Origin of the sequence: Salibacterium halotolerans (assembly GCF_900115625.1) — a bacterium.
Classification (GTDB): domain Bacteria; phylum Bacillota; class Bacilli; order Bacillales; family Marinococcaceae; genus Salibacterium; species Salibacterium halotolerans.
Genome location: NZ_FOXD01000006.1, coordinates 17,579 through 38,558, shown reverse-complemented (window position 1 = coordinate 38,558; position 20,980 = coordinate 17,579). Strand labels below are relative to the sequence as shown.

Sequence of the window (20,980 nt, the reverse complement as noted above, 5' to 3'; positions counted from 1 at the left end):
AAAAATGGAATACTTTCTATCGCTGCATCCAGTTATGCAGGCCTTTCTGGCTACGTTATTTACGTGGTTCATGACAGCCCTCGGTGCGTCTGCTGTCTTTTTTTCCAAAGGGACGAACTACCGTATAATGGACGGCATGCTTGGATTCGCCGGCGGGGTCATGATTGCAGCCAGTTTCTGGTCCCTGCTGTCTCCGGCTATTGAACGAGCGGAAGAGAGTGGTGTTCCCGGCTATATTCCGGCCGTGATCGGTTTTCTGCTTGGCGGCGCCCTGCTTCTTCTCGTTGACAGAATGCTGCCGATGCTCCGTGATGACCGGTATTTCACGGAAATCAAAGACACGAAGGCCAAACACCGAACCGCCCTGCTCGTCTTTTCCGTGACGCTTCACAATATACCGGAAGGACTGGCGATTGGTGTTGCTTTCGGGGCTCTTGCCGGTGATATAACATCAGCTTCCATCGGCGGCGCCGTCGCGCTTGCCCTCGGTATCGGAATTCAGAATTTTCCTGAGGGACTCGCCGTGTCCATGCCGCTTCAGCGGGAAGGGATGTCCAGGAGAAAGAGCTTTATGTTTGGGCAGTTTTCCGGTATGGTCGAACCCATTTCAGCTGTGATCGGGGCTTTTGCCATTATTATGATTGAACCGGTTCTGCCTTATGCCTTGAGTTTCGCGGCCGGTGCCATGATTTTTGTCGTCGCCAAAGAAATCATCCCGGGCTCCCAGGAACGCGGCTATGTCCAGCTCTCCTCCATCTGTCTCATGATCGGCTTTGCCGTCATGATGACACTGGATGTCGCGCTTGGGTGATGCAGGATAACCAATAGAACCGGAGCATAAAACAAACTCCCGTCTATCCATTATGATAGGCAGGAGTTTGTTTTCATTTTCTGGAAATATATAGACAGCCGCTGCGGGGCTTAGGCAGATGCTTTGCCTTGATCCACTATCAGCTTAAAATTCGGGATTAGTGTCCATATTATATAATCCGGTGGACACTAAGACGCTGAAATTAATTGTTAGTGGCTTCAGGGGGATAGACGAGGGACACTAATCTTTAAAGTCAGCATCGTAGTGTCCACCCACCACCGGACAACATCTCTGCCCTTCCCTATTTTTTAATACGGATCCGAGACATGCCCGGTTTTTTCCGCTTCCATCACGGCTTCCTCACTGTCATCGGTCGCAATCGGACCGCTGCTTCCGTTTTCTGCCGCCATTTTTAACCCTTCCGCTACCCGTCTGCCGTACTCTTCATCACATTCATGAAACAGGGAAATCATTTGTTCCTGAATACCAGTGTGACAGGTTTTTAACGTGTTGACCAGGTTGTTGATCAGATCGTTTCGTTCCCAGTCACTGAGACGGCGGTATGTTTCACCGGCCTGACCGAAGTTGTTTGTCCGCTCGATCGATTCGCGTGTCAGGCGCCCCGACACATAAGGCTCATGTTCCGTTCCCGGATTATGCTGCTCCTTCAGCCCTTCGACAAGCGATGGTTCATAGTTAATGTGCGGGTTGCGGTCTCCGGCATAATCGGTCCGGTAGTCCATCTGTCCTTTCTGCTGATTCGTGATCGTTTCCTTTTCCGGGTTGTTGATCGGAAGCTGGAGGTAGTTGCTGCCGACGCGGTACCGCTGCGTATCAGAATAGGAAAACGTACGGCCCTGCAGAAGCTTGTCATCGGAAAAATCAAGGCCGTCCACAAGCACTCCGGTCCCAAATGCCGCCTGTTCCACTTCTGCAAAATAATTATCCGGATTCTTGTTCAGCACCATTTTGCCGACCGGAAGCCACGGAAATTCATCCTTGTACCAGAGCTTCGTCGGATCGAGCGGATCAAAATCCAGTTCATCGTGCTCCTCATCAGTCATAATCTGCACATACAGTTCCCATTCCGGGTAGTCTCCGTTATCAATCGCTTCAAACAAATCCTGAGTGGCATGATTAAAATTCTTTCCCTGGATGCTGTCCGCTTCATCCTGAGCCAGATTTTTAATGCCTTGTTTCGGCTCCCAGTGATACTTCACCAGCACAGACTCTCCGTCTGCGTTCACCCATTTGTACGTATTCACGCCGGATCCCTGCATGTGGCGGTACCCCGCCGGAATCCCCCACGGCGAAAATAAAAACGTAATCATGTGCATCGCTTCCGGAGACTGCGAAATAAAGTCGAAAATCCGCTCCCCGTCCTGAATGTTTGTTACCGGATCGGGTTGAAAGGCATGAACAAAATCGGGAAATTTAATGGGGTCGCGGATGAAAAAAATCTTCAGGTTGTTGCCGACGAGATCCCATATTCCATCTTCTGTGTAGAACTTCACCGCAAACCCGCGCGGATCACGCAGCGTTTCCGGCGAGTGTTTTCCATGATTTACCGTTGAAAATCTCACAAAAACCGGAGTCTGCTTTCCTTTTTCCTGAAACACCTTCGCCCTCGTGTATTTGGATGCCGGTTCATTTCCAACCATTCCGTAGGATTCAAAATAGCCGTGTGCTCCTGCCCCGCGGGCGTGCACGATTCTCTCCGGAATTTTCTCCCGGTCAAAATGACTGATCTTTTCGAGAAAATCATAGTTTTCAAGTGTCGCCGGGCCGCGTCTGCCAACCGTTCTCGTGTTCTGATTGTCTGTGACCGGGTGACCCTGACGGTTGGTCAGCGCCTCTTTCTTATTATGCTGGTACTTGTTTTTACCATACATCGCACACATCGCCTCCTTCTTTTCTTCATTGTTGCCAGAAGGCGTAAGATTATGACAGAAAAAAGATGAAAAAATGAACGGACCAGGTATGTGCTATGCGCACCGTTAGAACCATTTTACAGTGAAAAGTGTCTGTAAAACCGCGCACGTCCTGTGCCGGGCATAGAAGCTACCACGGCTCGCGGCCGCGGTTCCACCGGATCAGCTGCTTGTCGAAACCGAAGGACCCCGGGCGTTCCAGGGCCCGTTTGCCGGAATCGAAACCACACCTAAGCTGCTCCGCGATGTGATCACGACGCCAGCCGGTATAACGGGGGAAAAGGAAGCAGCTCCGGCCGTACGGATGCAGAAAAATGCAGGGCGGATGTACGGTGGTTTGTAAATGGGAATGGGTCATAAGGCACTTTAGGGGGTTCAGCGCTCCCTTAAACGTCGTTAAGCATGGCTCATGAGACACTTTAGAGGGACCGGTGCACCCTTAAACGTCATCATGAATGATTCATAAAGCACTTTAGAGGGTTCCGTGTCCCCGTAAACGTCGTCATGAACGAATCCAGGTTCCGTTTAGCGGGAATTTGAACGGGCCGACGCAGCAAAGAGCCCACTTCGCTGCGTGAAATGTGGGATGAATAGTCCATAAGGCACTTTAGAGGGTTCACCTCCCCCTTAAACGTCGTTAGTCATGTCGCCTGAGACACTTTAGAGGGACCGGTGCACCCTTAAACGTCATCATGAATGATTCATAAAGCACTTTAGAGGGTTCCGTGTCCCCGTAAACGTCGTCATGAACGAATCCAGGTTCCGTTTAGCGGGAATTTGAACGGGCCGACGCAGCAAAGAGCCCACTTCGCTGCGTGAAATGTGGGATGAATAGTCCATAAGGCACTTTAGAGGGTTCACCTCCCCCTTAAACGTCGTTAGTCATGTCGCCTGAGACACTTTAGAGGGACCGGTGCACCCTTAAACGTCATCATGAATGATTCATAAAGCACTTTAGAGGGTTCACCTCCCCCTTAAACGTCGTTAGGCATGACGCATGAGGCACTTTAGAGTATCCTGTGCGCCCTTAAACGTCAATATCATGTGGAAGCACGAGTCGAAGCATTTTGCCTCCGCTGCTATACGGCTCTTGAACAACGCCGCAAGACATTCGTGTTCTCCTCCGCCTATTTTACTTTTGTCCCAGACTCTTCAGAAGAAAACATAAGACAAAATGGTCCGTAACCATCTTTTACAGACACTCTGCCGGCCGTATTGTCTATAACCCAGATTTACTCTTCCCCATTCTTAGTCAGATCGGCCGAAAAAATCCCGGAAGCTTTAACAGCATCCGGGATATTACATCTTATGATTTGAAGATACGGTCGATCTCAGCCGTTTCTTCTTCTGTCAGTGACACATCGACGGTTTTCAGGTTGTCGACGACCTGTTCAGGACGTTTGGCCCCTGGAATCACAGCGTCCACGGCATCCCGTGTCAAATACCAGGCGAGAACAACATGGGCGGTGTCAACGCCCTTATTCTCTGCGATCCGGCGCACCTGATTCACTTTTTCCAGGTTCTCTTTAAACGTTTCTCCCTGGAACATCGGGCTGCCCGTGCGGATATCGTCTGAGGCGAACGTCGTGTTCTCGTCATACTTGCCCGCAAGCAGACCGGAGGCGAGCGGGAAATACGGAATGAACGTGATGCCGCGTTCCTGCACGAGCGGAAGCATATCCTGCTCCGCGCCGCGTTTAAACAGGTTGTATTCCGATTGGATGACATCTACATGTCCGTCCTGGTCCGCATCTTTCAGCTGGTCGACGGAGAAATTGGACACACCGATGGAACGGATTTTGCCTTCTTCCCGTAACCGCTGCAATGCACCGACGGCTTCCACTTTCGGCGTATCTTCATCGGGAAAGTGGATGTAAAAGAGATCCACATAATCCGTCTGCATCCGTTTTAGACTGTCATCGACCGCCTGCTTCAGAAAGTCGGGACGGTTGTTGAAAACCATTTCCCCGTCTTTAAAAGAGTGGGCCGCTTTTGTCGCGATGACTGCTTCCCGGCGGCTGCCGCGCTCTTTGATGACCTCACCGATAAGTTCTTCGGAGCGCCCCATACCGTAAGCGTACGCTGTATCCAGGAAATTCATGCCGTGGTCGAGGGCATGGTGCACAACCTTTTTGCCCTGCTCTTCATCCAGGTTCGGATAAATGTTGTGGCCGCCGACCGCGTTGGTGCCTACTCCAATCGGATGAACCTTAACATCGGAGCGGCCGAGTGTCGTTTGTTCTGCCATACGGATTCCCTCCTTCTTTTTAGTTCGATGGTTCACTTACTTTCACGAGCTGCTTGCCGAGATTTTCTCCTTTAAATAACCCGAGAAAAGCGTCCGGTACGTTCTCGAACCCTTCCACCATTGTTTCTTCATACGTCAGTTTTCCTTCTGACAGCCAGGCCGCCAGTTTTTCGCTTCCTTCCTGAAAGCGGGAAGCATAATCGCTGACGATAAAGCCTTGAATCAAGGCACGGCTTTTTACAAGAATCGGCTGCACTCTCGGACCGATATCGGCTTCTGTTTTGTTATAGGAAGAAATCGCGCCGCAGACCGGAATCCGGGAGAAATCGTTCAACTGTGACATGACGGCATCGGATACCGGGCCGCCGACGTTGTCAAAGTAAACGTCCACGCCTTTCGGGCATGCTTCTGCCAAAGCAGCTGTCAAATCGGACACCTCGTTATAATTCACCGTTTCGTCAAATCTTAGTTCATTTTTCAGGTAATCGGTTTTCTTCGTCGATCCGGCAATGCCGACTACACGCGCGCCGCGCAGCTTTGCAATCTGTCCGGCTGCCATGCCGACCGCACCGGCTGCTCCGGAAATAACCACCGTTTCACCAGCGGCCGGATTTCCGATATCAAGCATACCGAAATAGGCTGTCAGTCCAGTGATGCCGAGAATACCAAGATAAGCGGACAACGGCGCAATCGAATCATCAATTTTGCGGACTGCTGCGTCTTCAATCGTATTGTAGCGTCTCCAGCCGAGCATTCCCATCACTTTGTCACCCGGCTCAAACAGGCTCGATTTGGATTCCACCACCTCTCCGACGACGGATCCGTTTATGACTTCGTTGACTTCAAACGGTTCGACGTACGATTTCGCACTGCTCATTCGACCGCGCATATAAGGGTCAACGGATAAGTATATCGTTTTCACAAGAACCTGACCGTCCTGCGGCTGCTCGATGGGTTCTTCCTGGTAGTTAAATGTGTCGTGGGAAGGCATACCTTCCGGGCGTTCTGCCAGTAGGATTTTTTCGTTTGTTTCGGGCATGGTATCACATCTCCCTCTTAGTAAAAATCACGTGCACCACTATTTTCTACCACTGTTTTCCTTTTGTAAAACATTACGAACTGCCGGCGCAAAAAACAGGCACCGTAACCGGTGCCTGCTTGAACGTTTCAGGATAAAAACAGACGCAGAAATTCGTGTTTGGTGCTGCACTGTACCAGCTGCTGCACCAGAGAGAGATCATCAATAACAGCTCCAAGACTTTTATAAAGCGCCTGCAGATCATGGCGGCTGTTTTTTTCTATACTTAACAGGCATACAAGCTGCACGCGCTTATCATCCCAGATAATCGGCTTCTGCAAGGTGCAGACAGCGAGAAAGGTCGTCGTTGTCTGCGGCGTGATGGGATGCGGGACCGCTGTCATATTTCCAAAGCTCGTCGGCGCGGCATCTTCACGTTCATACAATTTTTCCAGGAAGTCACCATCCGTATAACCCTTCTCCATCAACTGACCGCCCAGAAAATGCAGTACTTCTTCCTTGGATGACATATCCTGCTGCAGAAAAATTAATTCTTCTTTTACATACCCAGACATGTTTCTCCATTGATCTTCAGACACAGCGTTTTCCACTTTTTTCAGATCCCCTTCCCCCAGTATCGTGTTCACATGGATGACTGGGATGGGGATATCGTCCGGAATCTCCATGGTACTGATAAGAAAATCGAGTTCCTGCAGGGGGATGCGGGGAAGATTATAATATTCTGTCGTTCCGGCAAGCTCCAGCTGCGTACCAAACCTGGCCTGCAGCTTGTAGTAGATCAGCTGCGCACTGCCGGCACCCGAAGCACAGACAATCATGCAGCGTTTCGGCCTTTTCTCCAGATTCTGCCGCTCCATGGCCGCTCCAAAATGAAGAGCAATGTAGCCGATCTCACTTTCTTCAATGCTTACTTTCTCTTCCTTTTCGAGAACCATTCCTGCGATAACCGCCGCTTCAAAGGAGGCGGGGTAGTTGGTTTTAATATCATCGAGCAGCGGATTGCGGATATTCATGCCGTAGCGGTACCGGTTCACAGCCGGCTTTAAGTGAAGACTGAGGCCGATCTGCAGTTCCCGGTCGTGCCGGATGCCAAGGTCGAGCTTCTGCTCCACTTCTTCCAGTATAACGGAGGTGAGGGAATAGGCACGTTCGTCCATCACTGCTTCGATACGCTCTTCTGTCATATTTGTTTCGGAAATCATCTTGGTACCGAGCAGGTGCATCGCAATGTAGGCAATTTCCACCTCCGGAAACGTCACCCCGAGTGCCTGTTCCACTTTTTTTACGATGGTTTCTGCCACTTCATATTCTTTCTGGTCCATGATTTCATCAAATTCTTTTGCGTAAAAAGAAATATGATGACCGGTCTGTACCCGCTTGCATGTGATGGCTGTGTGAATAAACAAATTATTCAGGGCAATATCCGAGAGCGTGATGTCGTGTTCATTAATTTCCTCCACGATAATATCCCAAATATCATTCATATTATCATTCATCAGCCACGGCAGCCGGTTATGGAAGCGGGATGCTTCATGTTTAATGCTGCGGTCGAACACATATTCTGATATGCAGAACCTGAGTTTCATTTCACTTCCGCTGACTTTCAATCCGTAATTCGGCCGGTTCTCCAGTGTGATATCATATGTCTGTAAAATATCCCGGACGATGCGGATGTCGTTTTGAATCGTGGAGCGGCTGATCAGAAGTTCATCGGCCATATCATCCAGTTTTACATAATCGCCTGCCAGCAGCAGGCGTTTCATTAAATAATACACGCGTTCTTCCGGTTCGTCCGGTATCATGGAGCCGGCGGCTTCCTTTCTCTGAAAAATCTGTTCCAGATAGTGCCGAAATCTGTCGTCATCGTCAATCCGCAGTTCATACCCTCTCGCATGAAGCGCGTGTATAACAGCACCATGACCGGCCAGCGCATCATTGAGCTGTTTGATGTCATTTCTCGTTGTCCGCGCTGTCACTTCGTTTCGGTGCGAGAGATACCGGCTCGTAAGTGGTGTATCCGCCGCCATGAACTCGCGCAGCAGCATCATGCATCGTACATTCATATCATCCCTCCTTTCCTTAGAAAAAGGCCCTGACCCCTGCTGTCAGCGCCTTCTTCCTTGCTGCCTTCTTAAAATCCGTTACGTTCCGCCGTTTCTCTAAACCATCCCGCGCTTTTCTTCGCGGTCCGCTCCTTTGTTTCCAGATCTACTGCAAAGAACCCATATCTATTCTTATACGCATTCATCCAGGACCAGTTATCCATGAAGGACCATAAGTGGTAGCCTTTCGCATTACATCCTTCCTGAATCGCCTGATGCAGCCATTTCAGATGACCTTTGATAAAATCAATCCGGTAATCATCCTGAATCTGTCCGTTCTCCATAAAGCGTTCTTCATTCTGAACACCCATTCCGTTTTCTGATACGAATGATTCTATATTACCATAGTTTTCTTTCAAGTTTATCATAATGTCGTAAATGCCCTTTTCGTAAATCTCCCATCCCCGGTACGGGTTCATCTTCCGCCCCGGCATCTCATACATGTCAAAAAACCAATCCATCATGAACGGCCCGTAAGGATTCGGAAGATGCTCCTTTGCTTTGACCCGCCGCGGTTGATAATAGTTGACGCCGAGAATGTCCGCCGTATTGGCGAGGATCAGACTGCTGTCCCCTTCTTTCGTTTCCGGAAGCTGCCCGTGCTCTTCGAGAATCTCAAGCAGTTCCTGTGGAAACTCTCCTTTTACCGTTGGGTCAAGAAAACTACGGTTAAAAAACAGATCCGCTATACGTGACGCCCGAAGGTCTGCAGGGTTACTGCTTCTTGGATATGAAGGGGTCAGGTTCAGAATAATGCCGATTTTCCCTTTCGGTATGGAAAAGCTCCGAAAGACCTGCACTGCCTTCGCGTGGGCGATGATGGTATGATAGGCGACCTGGGCCGCCCGCTTAAAGTCCACGACATTCGGATAGTGAAAATCATACAGGTACCCGCCTTCCACCGGTACAATCGGTTCATTAAACGTGAACCACTTGGACACACGGTCCCCGAAGCGCCGGAAGCACTCTTCGGCAAAAACGGTATAAGCATCTGTCACATACCGGTTCTCCCAGCCTCCGATTTTCTGCATCTCCATCGGCATATCAAAATGAAACAGATTCACAAACGGTTCGATTCCCTGGTCGAGCAGTTCATCTATGACACTCGTGTAAAAGGTTGCGGCTTCTTCATTTACCGCGCCGTCTCCATCAGGTATGAGACGGGACCAGGAGATCGAGAACCGGAACGTGTTATGACCGGTCTCTTTCATTCTGCGGATATCCTCTTTGTATTGGTGGTAAAAATCAGAAGTCGTCTCTGGACCGACACCTTCAAAAAAACGGTCTGGTTCCCTGGAATACCAGTAGTCCCATATATTCCATCCTTTTCCGCCCTCAAAGGCTGCTCCTTCAATCTGGGTGGCAGACGTGGCGCTTCCCCACCAGAACCCTTCCGGAAAACGGTACTCAACTGTCATTTTCCATTCCTCCTGATTATTTATTACGATAGATTTCGATAATTTCTACAGCCAGATCCCGGACCGTCATGGACGTCATGAGGTGATCCTGGGAATGAACGAGCATCACGTTCAAAGGCGCCTCCTTCCCATCTGCTTCCTGCTGAAGAAGACGGGTCTGGAATTCGTGCGCCTTGCCAAGTTCTGTGCCGGCTTCTTCGATCAACTCATCCGCACGCTCGAAATCGTCCTTTTTTGCTTCCTGAATCGCTTCCATCGCGCTGGATTTTCCGTTCCCCGCGTACAATATAATCTGAAATGCTGTTTCTGTAATTTGTTCCATAATTGGTTCCCCTCCTGCCTTCCACTTTTCTATTTTTTAGACCGAGCTGTATCAAAAGCCATTAAAAGTAAAGGCATCCGCTGCAGGCGGACGCTTGCACTCCAGAGCACAAGTGCGACATCGGCTCGCTGGGGCTCACCGTGTCTTCTTTGCACTCCGGAGTACAAGGGCGACATCGATTCGCTGTTGCTCATCGTGTCTTCTTTGCCGCGGGCAGCACCTCAGCTACATCCTGTAGAGGAAGATCGGTTAAGTTCGGCACGTCCTGTGCCAACACCGATCTGACTCCCGACGCGAGCGCCTCCGTTTGATGGAATCTTCGGCTGCTGCTTCGACGAACAGGAGGTTCTAGCATCGGCGCCCGCCACAGGACGTGACCGCTTTTAGCCGATGAACCTTCAAATGTCGCCGCCATCCGCTTCTGCCTGAGTTGAAAGTTCTATATCACTAAAATGGATTTACACCTTTTTACACAGCCCTCATCCTTACTCTTTGGTTGCTGCAGCGTCTTCCTGTTTTTCGGTTTCATAGTATTGCTTATCCATTATTTTTAGGAAAGGCCACCAGATGAAAAAGACGATAAACATGCTGACAAGCTGAATAGCTGCCCCCTGCCAGGCATTCCCGGTTGCCAGAAATCCGCTTAACAGAGGTGGTGTCGTCCAGGGTACGATGATGCCGGCGGGCTTTGGAACAAGCCCCGCTGCCATGGAAAAGTACACAACAACAGCCACTACAACCGGTGCAACCAGCCACGGTATGAGAATTAAGGGGTTCATGATAATTGGAAGACCAAAAATCATCGGTTCGTTCACGTTAAATATCCCAGCCGGCGCGGATACCCGTCCGACCTGTTTCATTTGTCGGCTGCGGCCGATCAGAAAGATACCAATGATGACGGCCAGTGTCATTCCGGAACCGCCAATACCGACAATAAACGTATCAATGAATTGCTTTGTCACAATGTTGGGAAGTTCTCCGCCGTTCTGAAAAGCTTCAAGGTTCTGGTTGTTCAGCGTATACCAAATCGGGTCCAGAACGGAGTTGATAAGAATCTGCCCGTGCAGACCGAAAAACCAGAACAGCTGAATCAGAAGAACAGCCACAATCGTTGCCGGAAGACCTCCGCCGAGTGCTGTCAACGGCTCCTGCAGCACGGTGTAGATGAAATTCTGTACCGTGTCAAACGGCGTCAAACTGAAAAGAATGCGGATGACAAGAAAGATAAACAACGTTATCGCAATCGGAATCAGTGCGCTGAATGAACGGGTGACGGCGCCTGGTACACCAGCCGGCATTTTTATCGTCCAGTCCTTTTCAACAAAATACCGGTACACTTCCGCCCCGAGAAAAGCGGCCAGAATTCCGAGAAACAATCCTTCCGCTCCGATGCTCGCGGTCGGAATCACACCGCTTGTCTCTTCGACGGTCTGCGGGGTAAGAATCAGAAAACCGGCAAGGGATACGACACCGCCGTAAATTCCTTCTCCCCCGGCATGTTCCACTAATTTATACCCTATACCAATAATGACAAAAAGCCCCATAATACTCAGTGTTGCAGCGGACGCCGGGTTCAGCGCATTCTGATAGGCCGTAAACGCTTCTTCACTGAGCAGCTGATCAAGAAATGGAAAATTCGCGATAACAACGAAAATCGATCCGAAAATAATAAGCGGAAGAGCGACCAGAAATCCGTCACGCAACGCAGTCAGATGTCGGTTGTTATTCAATTTCTCGGCAATAGGCATCAAAATTCGTTCGAGCAGGTCCATAAACTTACTGTTATTCACAATACGTTCCCCCTGTTTTTCATATTTTTCTCCACCCCTTTTCTCCTGCTATTTTTTATCCAGCAGTTCCAGCGCCTTATTCAATACAGCTTCTCCGTCCACCCGGCCGTATGCGACAGGGTCGATAACATCGAGCGGTATGCCGGTTTTCTCTGCTGCTTTGGAGTATTTGTTTTTCATGAATCTCATCTGCGGGCCGATAAGCAGCACATCAGCCTGTTCCATTTCTGTTTCCGCCTTATCTTGAGCCACGGCCCAGATTCGTACATCCATGTTTTTGGCCTCAGCCGCTTCTTCCATTTTTGAGACAAGAAGACTCGTCGACATCCCGGCAGAGCACGCCAGTAAAATATTTGTCATGGTGCACCTCCTCCTTCTTTGATTACATTCAGTTTATGGGAAAAGCCGGTGTATGAAAACGCATACTTTTTCCGTTAAGAAGCGGAAATCGTTTAAACAGCAGAGGGACACGATTTGTGAAATATTTAACGTTACCTTCTTTTTTGTTATAATAATGATGGTTGTTAACGTTTTTATCAAAGGGCAATACTTAAGATGTAAGATTTTTTATCTTCGTTTAGAAAGGTGATCATTGTGAGCAGAAAACCTAGAATTGTTGTCATTGGGGCCGGATATGCCGGCATGATGACGACAAAACGCCTGACCCAGCAGCTGCAGCACCAGGAAGCTGACATCATCCTCGTCAATAAGCATAACTATCATTACCAAACCACATGGCTTCATGAGGTAGCGGCGGGAACGATAGATCCAAACCGCGTCCGGATTATGATCAGTGACGTCATCGACACAAAACGCGTGCAGATGGTGTATGACACTGTCACCGAAATCCAGCCTGAGAATGAGCGCGTCATTCTCGAAAATGGGGAACTGTCCTACGATTACCTCGTCGTCTCCCTTGGCTTTGAGACCGCCACATTCGGCATCCCCGGCATTGCCGAACATGCATGGAAAATCGAGAACATAGAGAACAGCAAAGCCATTTACCACCACATTGAATCACAGTTCACTAAATACGCGAGCGGCGAAACCGATGATGACACGGCATTGAATATTCTTATCGGCGGCTCCGGCTTCACCGGTATCGAATTTCTTGCAGAAGTCGTGGAAAAAGTACCGGAGCTTTGCAGCAAGTATGACATTGACGAGTCCAAGGTCCGCATCATTAACGTCGAAGCCGCTCCTTCCATTCTTCCCGGCTTTGATGAAGAATTGATTGAGTATGCCGAGAAGAACCTGGCAGACCGGGGCGTAGAGTTCCGAATCGGAACAAAGATCCAGGAATGTACACCGGACAGCTTTATTGTCGGGGATGACAAGGAAGAGATCAAAGCCGGCACCGTTGTCTGGACAGGCGGAGTTCAGGCCAATCCTGTCGTCGGTCAGTCCGGTTTTGAACTGACGAAAGGAAAAGTCAACGCACGCGATGACCTCCGAGCACCGAATTATGACAATGTCTTCATGATTGGCGATACGTCCTGGGTATGGGACCACGAAAACGACAAGCCATACCCGGTAAACGCCCAGAGCGCGATCCAGGAAGCCGATACCTGTGCTGCCAACCTGCAGGCCCTGCTGCACGGCAAAAAACTGAGCAGCTTCGTATTCGACAACAAAGGAACAGTCGCCTCCCTTGGTAAAGGCGATGCCATCGGCACGATACTCGATGACTACAAACTGTTCGGCAAAAAAGCACGGCTGATGAAAAATGTCATCGACAACCGCTACCTGTTCCTCGTCGGCGGACCGAAACTCATTCTGAAAAAAGGAAAAGTCCGTTTCTTCTAAAAGAAGACAGAAGGAGGAGAGTAGAAATGAAAAACTGGTTTATGATCGTATCACTGATTTCCGTCGCCGCGGCCGCCATTTACACCGCCGCGAGCCGCTGCATGGAAGGAAGCCGCGATTTCCGCTGAAGCACCGGCTGCCAAAGAAGGATCCCGGGAACATCACCCGGGATTCCTTTTTTTATGGTTTGATCTGGTTAGAGGACGTTTTTCGCATATTTGTATCTCCTAAACGTCACGTTGGAGGGGTCATAGTGACGTTTAGGAGATACAATTGGTCCAAAACGTAAGCATGGTACATTCATACTTACGTTTTTGTCCGTCGTGACAGGAGAAAAGTGCTGTATGAAGTGGATGGGTTATTCTGTTCCTGTTTCTATGGCATCAAACACCTCGTTAGCCCAGTTGATAAAATGCTTTTTCCAATAGCTGAACTTGTTGTTCAGTCGTTTCAGACCTGTGCCTTCGCAGTCGCCGAATCCATGGTGGGCGCCTTCCAGCTCAAGCAGGTGGTTCGGCACTCCTTTTTCCTCCAGCGTACGTTGATACTGCTGCACGCTTTCCTGTGATATGAGTAAATCTTTTGTGCCGTAACACAAAAACTGGGGCGGGTCTCCGGACTGAATATATTGGGACAGCTCATGCCCGTGGAGCAGTTTTTCCCACTTTTCTTCGTCGTCCAGCTCTTCTTTCGGATGAAGAGCAACAAGCATATTCGGGATGTCCCGGATGGTTAACACAGGGTAAATCAGCCCGGCTAAGGCGGGACGGCCATCCATCTGATCCACCTCGTCTTCCTCATATCCTTTTTCGTTAACTGCTGCGTTTGTATGTTTTGTGAGAACGGAAGCCACGCAGTGCCCTCCCGCGGAAAAACCTAGCACCCCCACTTTTTCAGGGTGGATACCGTACTCACGGGCGTGATACTTCACGTATCGGAGCGCGCGCTGCAAATCAAGGGACGGTACCGGATCTTTGTACGAATTCAATCGGTACCATAAAACAAACGCGGAAATACCGGCTTCATTTAAAGCCCGGGCCATCCCTTCTCCTTCCTGCTTGAAAGACTTAAAAATGTAGCCGCCGCCCGGCACAATGATCATCGCACGGTCACTGCCCGAAACGGTATACTCCGTGAGATAGGGAATGTCGTCATACGTTATTATCCCCTCCCCGTTTTTGATTTCTTCGTGATATGTCATTTCGTGGATGTAGTGGTGTTTTTCCGTAAAAGTGCGGCTTCCCAGTGTTCTCATACAATGAAACGTCCGCAGCAGCCTCGGGCGTTTTTTTTGGACATCGAGTTCCTCGAACTTGTTTTTCCCTGTGTTATAGGGAATCCGCGATCCCCATATTCTTATCTTCTTGTGTTCCATGACGGCATTCTCCGCTTCTTCTTCGCCTTCCGCCGGGACATAACCTGCATCACAAGATTAACGGCAAGGACAAGAATACCGATGACGGTTGTCAATACAATCAGATTTTGTTCATTTTTTACGAACACCGCTGCATACACCCATATGAAGACGAGGGAATACCACACGTCACGGTTTACTCTGGTGAATACAACAGCCACGGCAGCAAGAATAAGAAGCATGAGTACCGTCCAGGTCACTTCCCCCATGCCGAGAAACGGCACGATATCATTCCAGACAAACCAGGTGAAAATGTTAACCACACTAGCTGCCGAAACCCAGCCGATATAAATGGAAAACGGCAGCCGCACGAAACCTGCCCGTTTATGTTTCCAGTAAATAATCTGATAAATCCGGATCAGGGATATAAGCAGCAGTATAATAACCAGTGTCGACACAAGAATCCATTCGTTTGTGAACGCAATAATCCAGGCGCTGTTCAGAAGAAAGTTAAGCGGAATCCATACCTGCGTGTCCCGGTAAATTTCCTTTTTCCCCTGGCGCTGAAACGGTGCCCGGAGAATCCATAAGAGCAACAGAACATAAATCAGCCCCCAGATGGAAAAAGCGTAGCCGGCAGGTTGAATCAGGGCCGGTTCCTGGTTCGCTGTGATGCCGACGTTAGTGGCAGAGGAATAGTTCACAGCAATCATGAGAATAAAAAATAACAGATTAACAAGCGTGATCCGAATCATGAATGAACACCGCCTTTCTTTTGTCACCTATTGTTCGATGGATGACCGGCCCTGCACGAGTAATGGAAGCCGCACCGTCCCGTGCTCTATCTCTTCTTTTTCAAGATGGCGGCGGAAACGGTACATCACAAAGCGGTGCGCTTTAGCCTGCGTGTATTTATACAGAAACCACGGGAGCGAAGGCATATAATCGTGGATAGCAATGATGCACTCCGGTCTGCCCGGAATTTTCCGGAATTCCAGCCTGCCTCTTTCATTCTCTGCTTTATCATCAAACAGTCCGCCGGTGATGTAGAAAAGGGCACGGTCCGGCTGGCTGCGCTCCGCCGAATGACGAAGTTCGAGCAGCGTCCAGCCGCGGAACCGTATTTTTATGACACCGTCGAAATGATCCTGAACGCTGAGCAGCGGATGGATGATTTGGGACAGCCATTCGGCATAATAATGCGCCGTCCAGAGCGCTGTTTTGCCAGCCGGCAGCGGAATCCGCTGCACAGACCTGACGTCGTTATCGATATCCGGAATACTCAGCACCTTCAACCGGCCGAGGCGTTTTTGTTTCTCCTCTTCCAGGGATTTGCGCGCCGCTTCCCGGAACGACGTCGATCCTCCGCTGATACCGCTGACCATATTTTCAGGTTTGACCATCATCGGGTGAATCAGACTCTCAATCAGCGGATACACCATTTCCCTCGGCGAGTTGGACACAAGACTGACCCAGAGCCTGGATAAGTTTACGGTCATGAAAGGAACCGAAATCATTTTCGGCTGTTTTCCCATGACTTCCGCCGTCTCTTTCATCATGTTTTTGTAGGTCATCACTTCCGGACCGCCGACGTCAATGGATCGGTCATAAAGATCCGTGCGGCCCGCGCACCGGACGAGCGAATCCAGCATGTCGCCGATATAAATCGGATGCGTCTTTTTTCTCGTCCATTTCGGAAGCAGCATGACGGGAAGACGTTTGACCATTTTCGCAAGAATCGGGAACGACGACCCGTTCGGTCCGACAATCAGCCCCGCCCGCAGTGTCGTCACCGGTACCTGGTACGACGACAGCACCTGTTCTACTTCGAGGCGGCTTCGGATATGGCGGGAGTGGTGATCAGCATCCGGGACAAGCCCGCTTAAGTAGACGATCTGTTTGATCCCCTGCTTTTCAGCGGCCTGTGCAAAATTGTCCGCTAGAATGACATCCATATTTTCAAATGTGCCCTGCGTCAATTTGGCCGACGGTTTCATCGAATGAACGAGATAATACGCATAGTCCGCTCCTTCCAGCGCTTTTTCCGCATCCGCCATTGAAAACAAATCACAGGAACGCCACGTCACATGTTCGGAATCTTCTTTGTCACCGCCGTTTCGGGACAAAGCGATAATATCGGCATAAGGGGTGAGCTGCTTCAGCAGATTCCGACCAATATAGCCGCTGGCACCGGTTAACGCGATCACCGGTCTTCGATTTATGGCTGTCATAGGGGATAACTCCTTTATCGGTATAGTGTATACCACCCCTATACCCGTATATGTGAACGTTTAGACCGGGAATCTTATACCCAAATCCGGCGCAGGATTTCTTGTACCAGCCGGATCCAGGTCGATACATGCCGGCCGGGCTCCAATACATGCCAGCCGATTTCATACGAGCCAAGTGGAAGCCGATACTGTCCAACTTTCATCAAATACATGCCAAAATCACTTCAATACATGCCAACGTCTGCGGTACTTGCCAAGTTCATGCTTTTACAAGCCAATTTATGTCGAATACACGCCGAATGGCACCATTTACATGCGGGCAAGTATCTCCAGTGGTAATGTGTACCTTCGATTTTTATACGATCCTGTGTACGGGAGATCTAATTGATGAAAAAGTTTGGCGACAACAGAAGGAGAGTCGAGCTGCAGGAATGTGCGGCATTCCCGGTTGGTGATGGTGGTTTTATGGATAAGAGCATAATCAATGAGAGACGCGGTATGAGCTTGGGGATGAAGCGAATGACAGACACCACAGTACCATCCACCGCGTTGTCTCGGAAGCGGCAGATGATGACAATCCGGACAATATACGCCGGTGCGCAAAAGACGCGGTTCCACTTCACTTGGCGTATCCGGAATATGATGCTGATGAAATTTCTTTAATTTGCGTGAGATTTTCTGCACCTGCTGTTTAGTGAGAGTAACAGCTGCGTATTTTTTCTGAAGCGATTCGAAGGAATAAGGAAGAGACGGGGGACGGATGACAGAGTGGTACATGTCGCGGTTCTCCGGATCAGCTTTGAGCACAGCCGATGCGTTACTGATGACAACAAATCCCGGAACCGGTGCCTGGGGAAGTTTATGGCGGATCAGCCAATTTTGCAGCTGACTCTTCTGCCTGGACAGCTGCAGCAGCGGATCGGGAAATGCTTCTTCTTTGTCATCCAGCGTGCGGATCATTTGTTGAAACGATGGATCAAAGTATAGCGTACCCGCTATGTTTTTAATCTCAAGAATTAGAAGAAAATGCGGGGTGATCAGCAGGGTATCAATTTGAAAATACGTGTCCCGTTCTCCCTGTAGGCGGAGATCATGAAGAACGTAGCAATCATGGGAGGGCAGAAAATTCAAGTGATAATCCATCGATGTCTCCCCGCGGTACCCGGCGCGGCTCATGGCAAGCTGTTCCTCGAGTTTCGTCCGCTCCGGGTGAGCAGACGGCAGCCGCCGCAGCAGCGCTTCCCATTTTCTGATTTTCCACGGGACGTGTCGTTCTTTTTTAATCAGGTGAACCACCTCTTTCGTTTTGTCCTTCCTGATATTCGACGTGTAACGAGGTTTTTCCTTTATTGTTTTTGTGTCGGATGTTACTGTCCATGTTTTGTCGAATACGATCCGAATCGGAGCGGTTACATGCCGGCCGGGCTCCAATACATGCCGGCCGATTTCATACGAGCCAAGTGGATGCCGATACGGTCTAATTTTCATCAAATACATGCCAAAACCACCGCAATACATGCCAAACCACCAATCACCCCACACCAAAAGATCCCGCTGTACTCACAGCGGGATCTGTCACTTTTATTCTTTTTTCGATAACTGCAGGGCTTTCTTCACGTCTTTGAGGGAATTGGATTTCCCGTACAGCAGCACGCCGCCTTTGTAGACTCTGGCGCCGGCCATCGCCAGTAAGATAATGGTGCCGATCAGCAGCCCGAACGACAAAGCGGTTTCCCATATCGGCACCTCCAGCATCGTCACCCTTAGAAACATGATCATCGGTGTGAAAAAAGGAATGAAGGACGTGACCGTCACGAGCATATTATCCGGCGAATTCAGTCCGAAAATCGCGATGAAAAACGCAATCATGATGAGGTAAATGAGCGGTGCCATTAACTGGTTTACTTCTTCGGTCCGGCTCACAAGAGAACCAATGGTCGCGGACAGTGTCGCATACAGCAGATAACCGAGCAAAAAGAAGATAATCGCGTAAATGAACGTACCGGCTTCCGCATGCTGCAGACCGAAATACTGAAACACGCCGCCGGTCAGCTGGTTCTGATTCGTCTGAAGCATCACGTAGCCTGCCGCAAGGATGATGCCGAATTGCGTAAGACCGAGCAGCGCGATTCCCGCAATTTTCGCAAACATCTGCGTCACCGGAGATACGCTTGAGACTAGAATTTCCATAACTCTTGATGATTTCTCGTTCGCGACGTCCATCGCAATCATGTTGCCGTACATAATAACCGATAAATACAATAAGAAAAGCATAACATATACAATACCGCGGGCGCTGTTTTGTTCTTCCGCCGATTGCGCACCCTGATCCTGCTCAAGCGCCGATGTTTCAAAAACAACCGGAGACGTGAGCTGTTCCACCACCGCCGGATCCACGCCGGCGTCTGCTGCCGCCATGTTCACTTTCACCGGCTGCAATGCCTGCTGCAGGCTTTGGGACAACGCGGAGGGATTGCCCTGCATAGAAAAATATGCCGCCTGCGGCTCGCCGCTTGGCATCGTAATGTTCAGAAAGCCATCGAATGTGCCGTCTCTTACCTCCTCTTTGGCTTCTGCCTCCGAACCTTCATAACGCTGGAGCGTTACATTTCCACCTGTGTTCTGCACATTGTTTCGCAAATCCGGAAAAACTTCCCCGGTCTCATCCAGAACCGCCACACGCTGGCCGGCATCTTCTCCTCCGCTTCCTCCGAAGGAAGACAGGATCGACGGCATATTGCCCGCTAGAAAAATGAACAGAACGGTGATAATGGTCGTAATGAGAAAGGATTTGGCTTTTACTCTGCTTAGATACGTATGACTTAATATAATGCCGAATTTATTCATACGACGTGCCCGCCTTTTCAATAAAAATATCATTCAATGAAGGCTCTTCCAGTTCAAATCGACGCACAAAACCTCTTCCCTGGAGCTTCTGAAAAATATGTTCCGCCGTCTCTTCCCGGTCAATCTGCAGCACGCACCCGTCCGGTACGTCCGCAAAGGTTACAACACCCTCCACCTCTTTGAGATAACCAAGATCAAAATCAGCATGGATGCGGAGATTTTTTCTCCCGTAGGAGCGTTTGATTTCTTTCAGACTGCCATGCACAATCGGCTGTCCGTGCTGCAATATGCAGACATGCTCGCACAATTCCTCGACATGTTCCATCCGGTGGGAGGAAAAAACAATGCTCGTGCCCATCTTCTTGACGTCCAACACAGCCTGCTTCAAAAGTTCTACGTTGACAGGATCCAGACCGGAAAACGGTTCATCCAGGATCAGCAGCTTCGGTTGATGAATCACTGCAGAGATGAACTGGATTTTCTGTTGATTGCCTTTCGACAGCTCTTCCACCTTCTGATCTATATAATCCGGCACCTGAAACCGCTCCAACCAGCCTTCCAGTTCTTTCACAATATCCGCTTTCTTCATGCCGCGCAGCCGGCCGAGATATATCAACTGGTCTCTGACGGTCAGCTTCGGATACAGGCCTCTCTCTTCGGGAAGGTACCCGATCATGCCGCTGCCCGCATATGTCATTCTGCCGCCGTTCCAGTATACTTCTCCTTCTGTCGCTTCAAGCAGGCCGATAATCATGCGGAATGTCGTTGTTTTCCCGGCACCGTTTGCCCCGAGCATGCCGAAAATCTCCCCCTCCGGAATCTCGAGCGAAAGATCACGAACCGCTGTCGTATCTCCGAATGTTTTCGTAATGTGATCCAGTGTCAGCGTCATCGGCGCCCCTCCTTCTTCTTCCTTTATACTATACTTCTACGGACAAGATAAGCTTTTGTTTCGCTGGAATATTATACAAAATGTATAAAACAGTCCACATCCCAATTTTATGTTTTCAGCATGTGAAATGATACCGTACCCATTCTCGTATAACTACGTGGCTCACCGGTTTCATATGTTGTTTTGAAA

The 20,980-nt window shown here is 49.7% G+C and carries 17 protein-coding genes; 2 read left to right on the top strand and 15 right to left on the bottom strand.

The window, feature by feature from the left end; translation table 11 throughout:
- The first annotated feature begins 4 nt into the window (after positions 1-4).
- A complete protein-coding gene (locus tag BM124_RS06605; RefSeq protein ID WP_093336212.1) occupies positions 5-811 on the top strand; it encodes a ZIP family metal transporter in 807 nt (268 codons plus the stop codon).
- 308 nt (positions 812-1,119) lie between these two features.
- Here the strand turns inward: BM124_RS06605 and BM124_RS06600 are convergent, their stop codons facing one another.
- The 8 genes from BM124_RS06600 to BM124_RS06560 all read right to left on the bottom strand — a co-directional run bounded on the left by BM124_RS06600 (position 1,120) and on the right by BM124_RS06560 (position 12,021).
- Entirely contained in the window at positions 1,120-2,712 is a 1,593-nt protein-coding gene (locus BM124_RS06600) for a catalase (protein ID WP_093336210.1), read from the bottom strand.
- Positions 2,713-4,048: 1,336 nt separating this feature from the next.
- Positions 4,049-4,990 carry an aldo/keto reductase gene (locus BM124_RS06590; protein WP_093336207.1) on the bottom strand — a complete coding sequence of 314 codons (942 nt, stop codon included), beginning with the start codon at positions 4,988-4,990 and terminating at the stop codon, positions 4,049-4,051.
- Between the two features lie 19 nt (positions 4,991-5,009).
- Positions 5,010-6,029, bottom strand: a complete 1,020-nt coding sequence (locus BM124_RS06585; RefSeq protein ID WP_093336206.1) for an NADP-dependent oxidoreductase — start codon at positions 6,027-6,029, stop codon at positions 5,010-5,012.
- 128 nt (positions 6,030-6,157) lie between these two features.
- Entirely contained in the window at positions 6,158-8,092 is a 1,935-nt protein-coding gene (locus BM124_RS06580; RefSeq protein ID WP_170841011.1) for a BglG family transcription antiterminator, read from the bottom strand.
- A 68-nt stretch (positions 8,093-8,160) separates the two neighbouring features.
- Positions 8,161-9,549 carry a glycoside hydrolase family 1 protein gene (locus tag BM124_RS06575; protein ID WP_093336204.1) on the bottom strand — a complete coding sequence of 463 codons (1,389 nt, stop codon included), beginning with the start codon at positions 9,547-9,549 and terminating at the stop codon, positions 8,161-8,163.
- Positions 9,550-9,565: 16 nt separating this feature from the next.
- Positions 9,566-9,871, bottom strand: a complete 306-nt coding sequence (locus BM124_RS06570) for a PTS lactose/cellobiose transporter subunit IIA (protein WP_093336203.1) — start codon at positions 9,869-9,871, stop codon at positions 9,566-9,568.
- Positions 9,872-10,356: 485 nt separating this feature from the next.
- Positions 10,357-11,661 (bottom strand): PTS cellobiose transporter subunit IIC, encoded by a 1,305-nt coding sequence (gene celB / locus BM124_RS06565; protein WP_244504260.1) that lies wholly within the window; start codon positions 11,659-11,661, stop codon positions 10,357-10,359.
- A gap of 48 nt (positions 11,662-11,709) precedes the next feature.
- The gene (locus tag BM124_RS06560; RefSeq protein ID WP_093336201.1) at positions 11,710-12,021 is read right to left on the bottom strand and encodes a PTS sugar transporter subunit IIB; all 312 of its coding nucleotides are present in this window, start codon (positions 12,019-12,021) and stop codon (positions 11,710-11,712) included.
- 234 nt (positions 12,022-12,255) lie between these two features.
- Between BM124_RS06560 and BM124_RS06555 the strand changes: the two genes are divergently transcribed.
- On the top strand, positions 12,256-13,467 hold the full coding sequence (locus BM124_RS06555) for an NAD(P)/FAD-dependent oxidoreductase (protein ID WP_093336200.1): 1,212 nt from the start codon (positions 12,256-12,258) through the stop codon (positions 13,465-13,467).
- Positions 13,468-13,825: 358 nt separating this feature from the next.
- On the opposite strand, the gene BM124_RS06550 is transcribed toward BM124_RS06555, so the two are convergent.
- The 7 genes from BM124_RS06550 to BM124_RS06525 form a co-directional block, all read right to left on the bottom strand.
- Entirely contained in the window at positions 13,826-14,842 is a 1,017-nt protein-coding gene (locus tag BM124_RS06550) for an alpha/beta hydrolase (RefSeq protein WP_093336198.1), read from the bottom strand.
- On the bottom strand, positions 14,824-15,576 hold the full coding sequence (locus BM124_RS06545) for a tryptophan-rich sensory protein (protein WP_093336197.1): 753 nt from the start codon (positions 15,574-15,576) through the stop codon (positions 14,824-14,826). Before BM124_RS06545 ends, BM124_RS06550 begins: the two co-directional genes overlap by 19 nt.
- A gap of 27 nt (positions 15,577-15,603) precedes the next feature.
- Positions 15,604-17,052 (bottom strand): NAD(P)H-binding protein, encoded by a 1,449-nt coding sequence (locus BM124_RS06540; RefSeq protein WP_093336195.1) that lies wholly within the window; start codon positions 17,050-17,052, stop codon positions 15,604-15,606.
- 74 nt (positions 17,053-17,126) lie between these two features.
- On the bottom strand, positions 17,127-17,255 hold the full coding sequence (locus BM124_RS19485; RefSeq protein WP_280139717.1) for a hypothetical protein: 129 nt from the start codon (positions 17,253-17,255) through the stop codon (positions 17,127-17,129).
- A gap of 106 nt (positions 17,256-17,361) precedes the next feature.
- Positions 17,362-18,540 carry a nuclease-related domain-containing protein gene (locus BM124_RS06535; protein ID WP_170841010.1) on the bottom strand — a complete coding sequence of 393 codons (1,179 nt, stop codon included), beginning with the start codon at positions 18,538-18,540 and terminating at the stop codon, positions 17,362-17,364.
- 93 nt (positions 18,541-18,633) lie between these two features.
- Entirely contained in the window at positions 18,634-19,899 is a 1,266-nt protein-coding gene (locus BM124_RS06530) for an ABC transporter permease (protein WP_093336192.1), read from the bottom strand.
- Positions 19,892-20,791 carry an ABC transporter ATP-binding protein gene (locus BM124_RS06525; RefSeq protein WP_093336191.1) on the bottom strand — a complete coding sequence of 300 codons (900 nt, stop codon included), beginning with the start codon at positions 20,789-20,791 and terminating at the stop codon, positions 19,892-19,894. The genes BM124_RS06530 and BM124_RS06525 overlap by 8 nt, the downstream gene beginning before the upstream one ends.
- Positions 20,792-20,980: the final 189 nt, after the last annotated feature.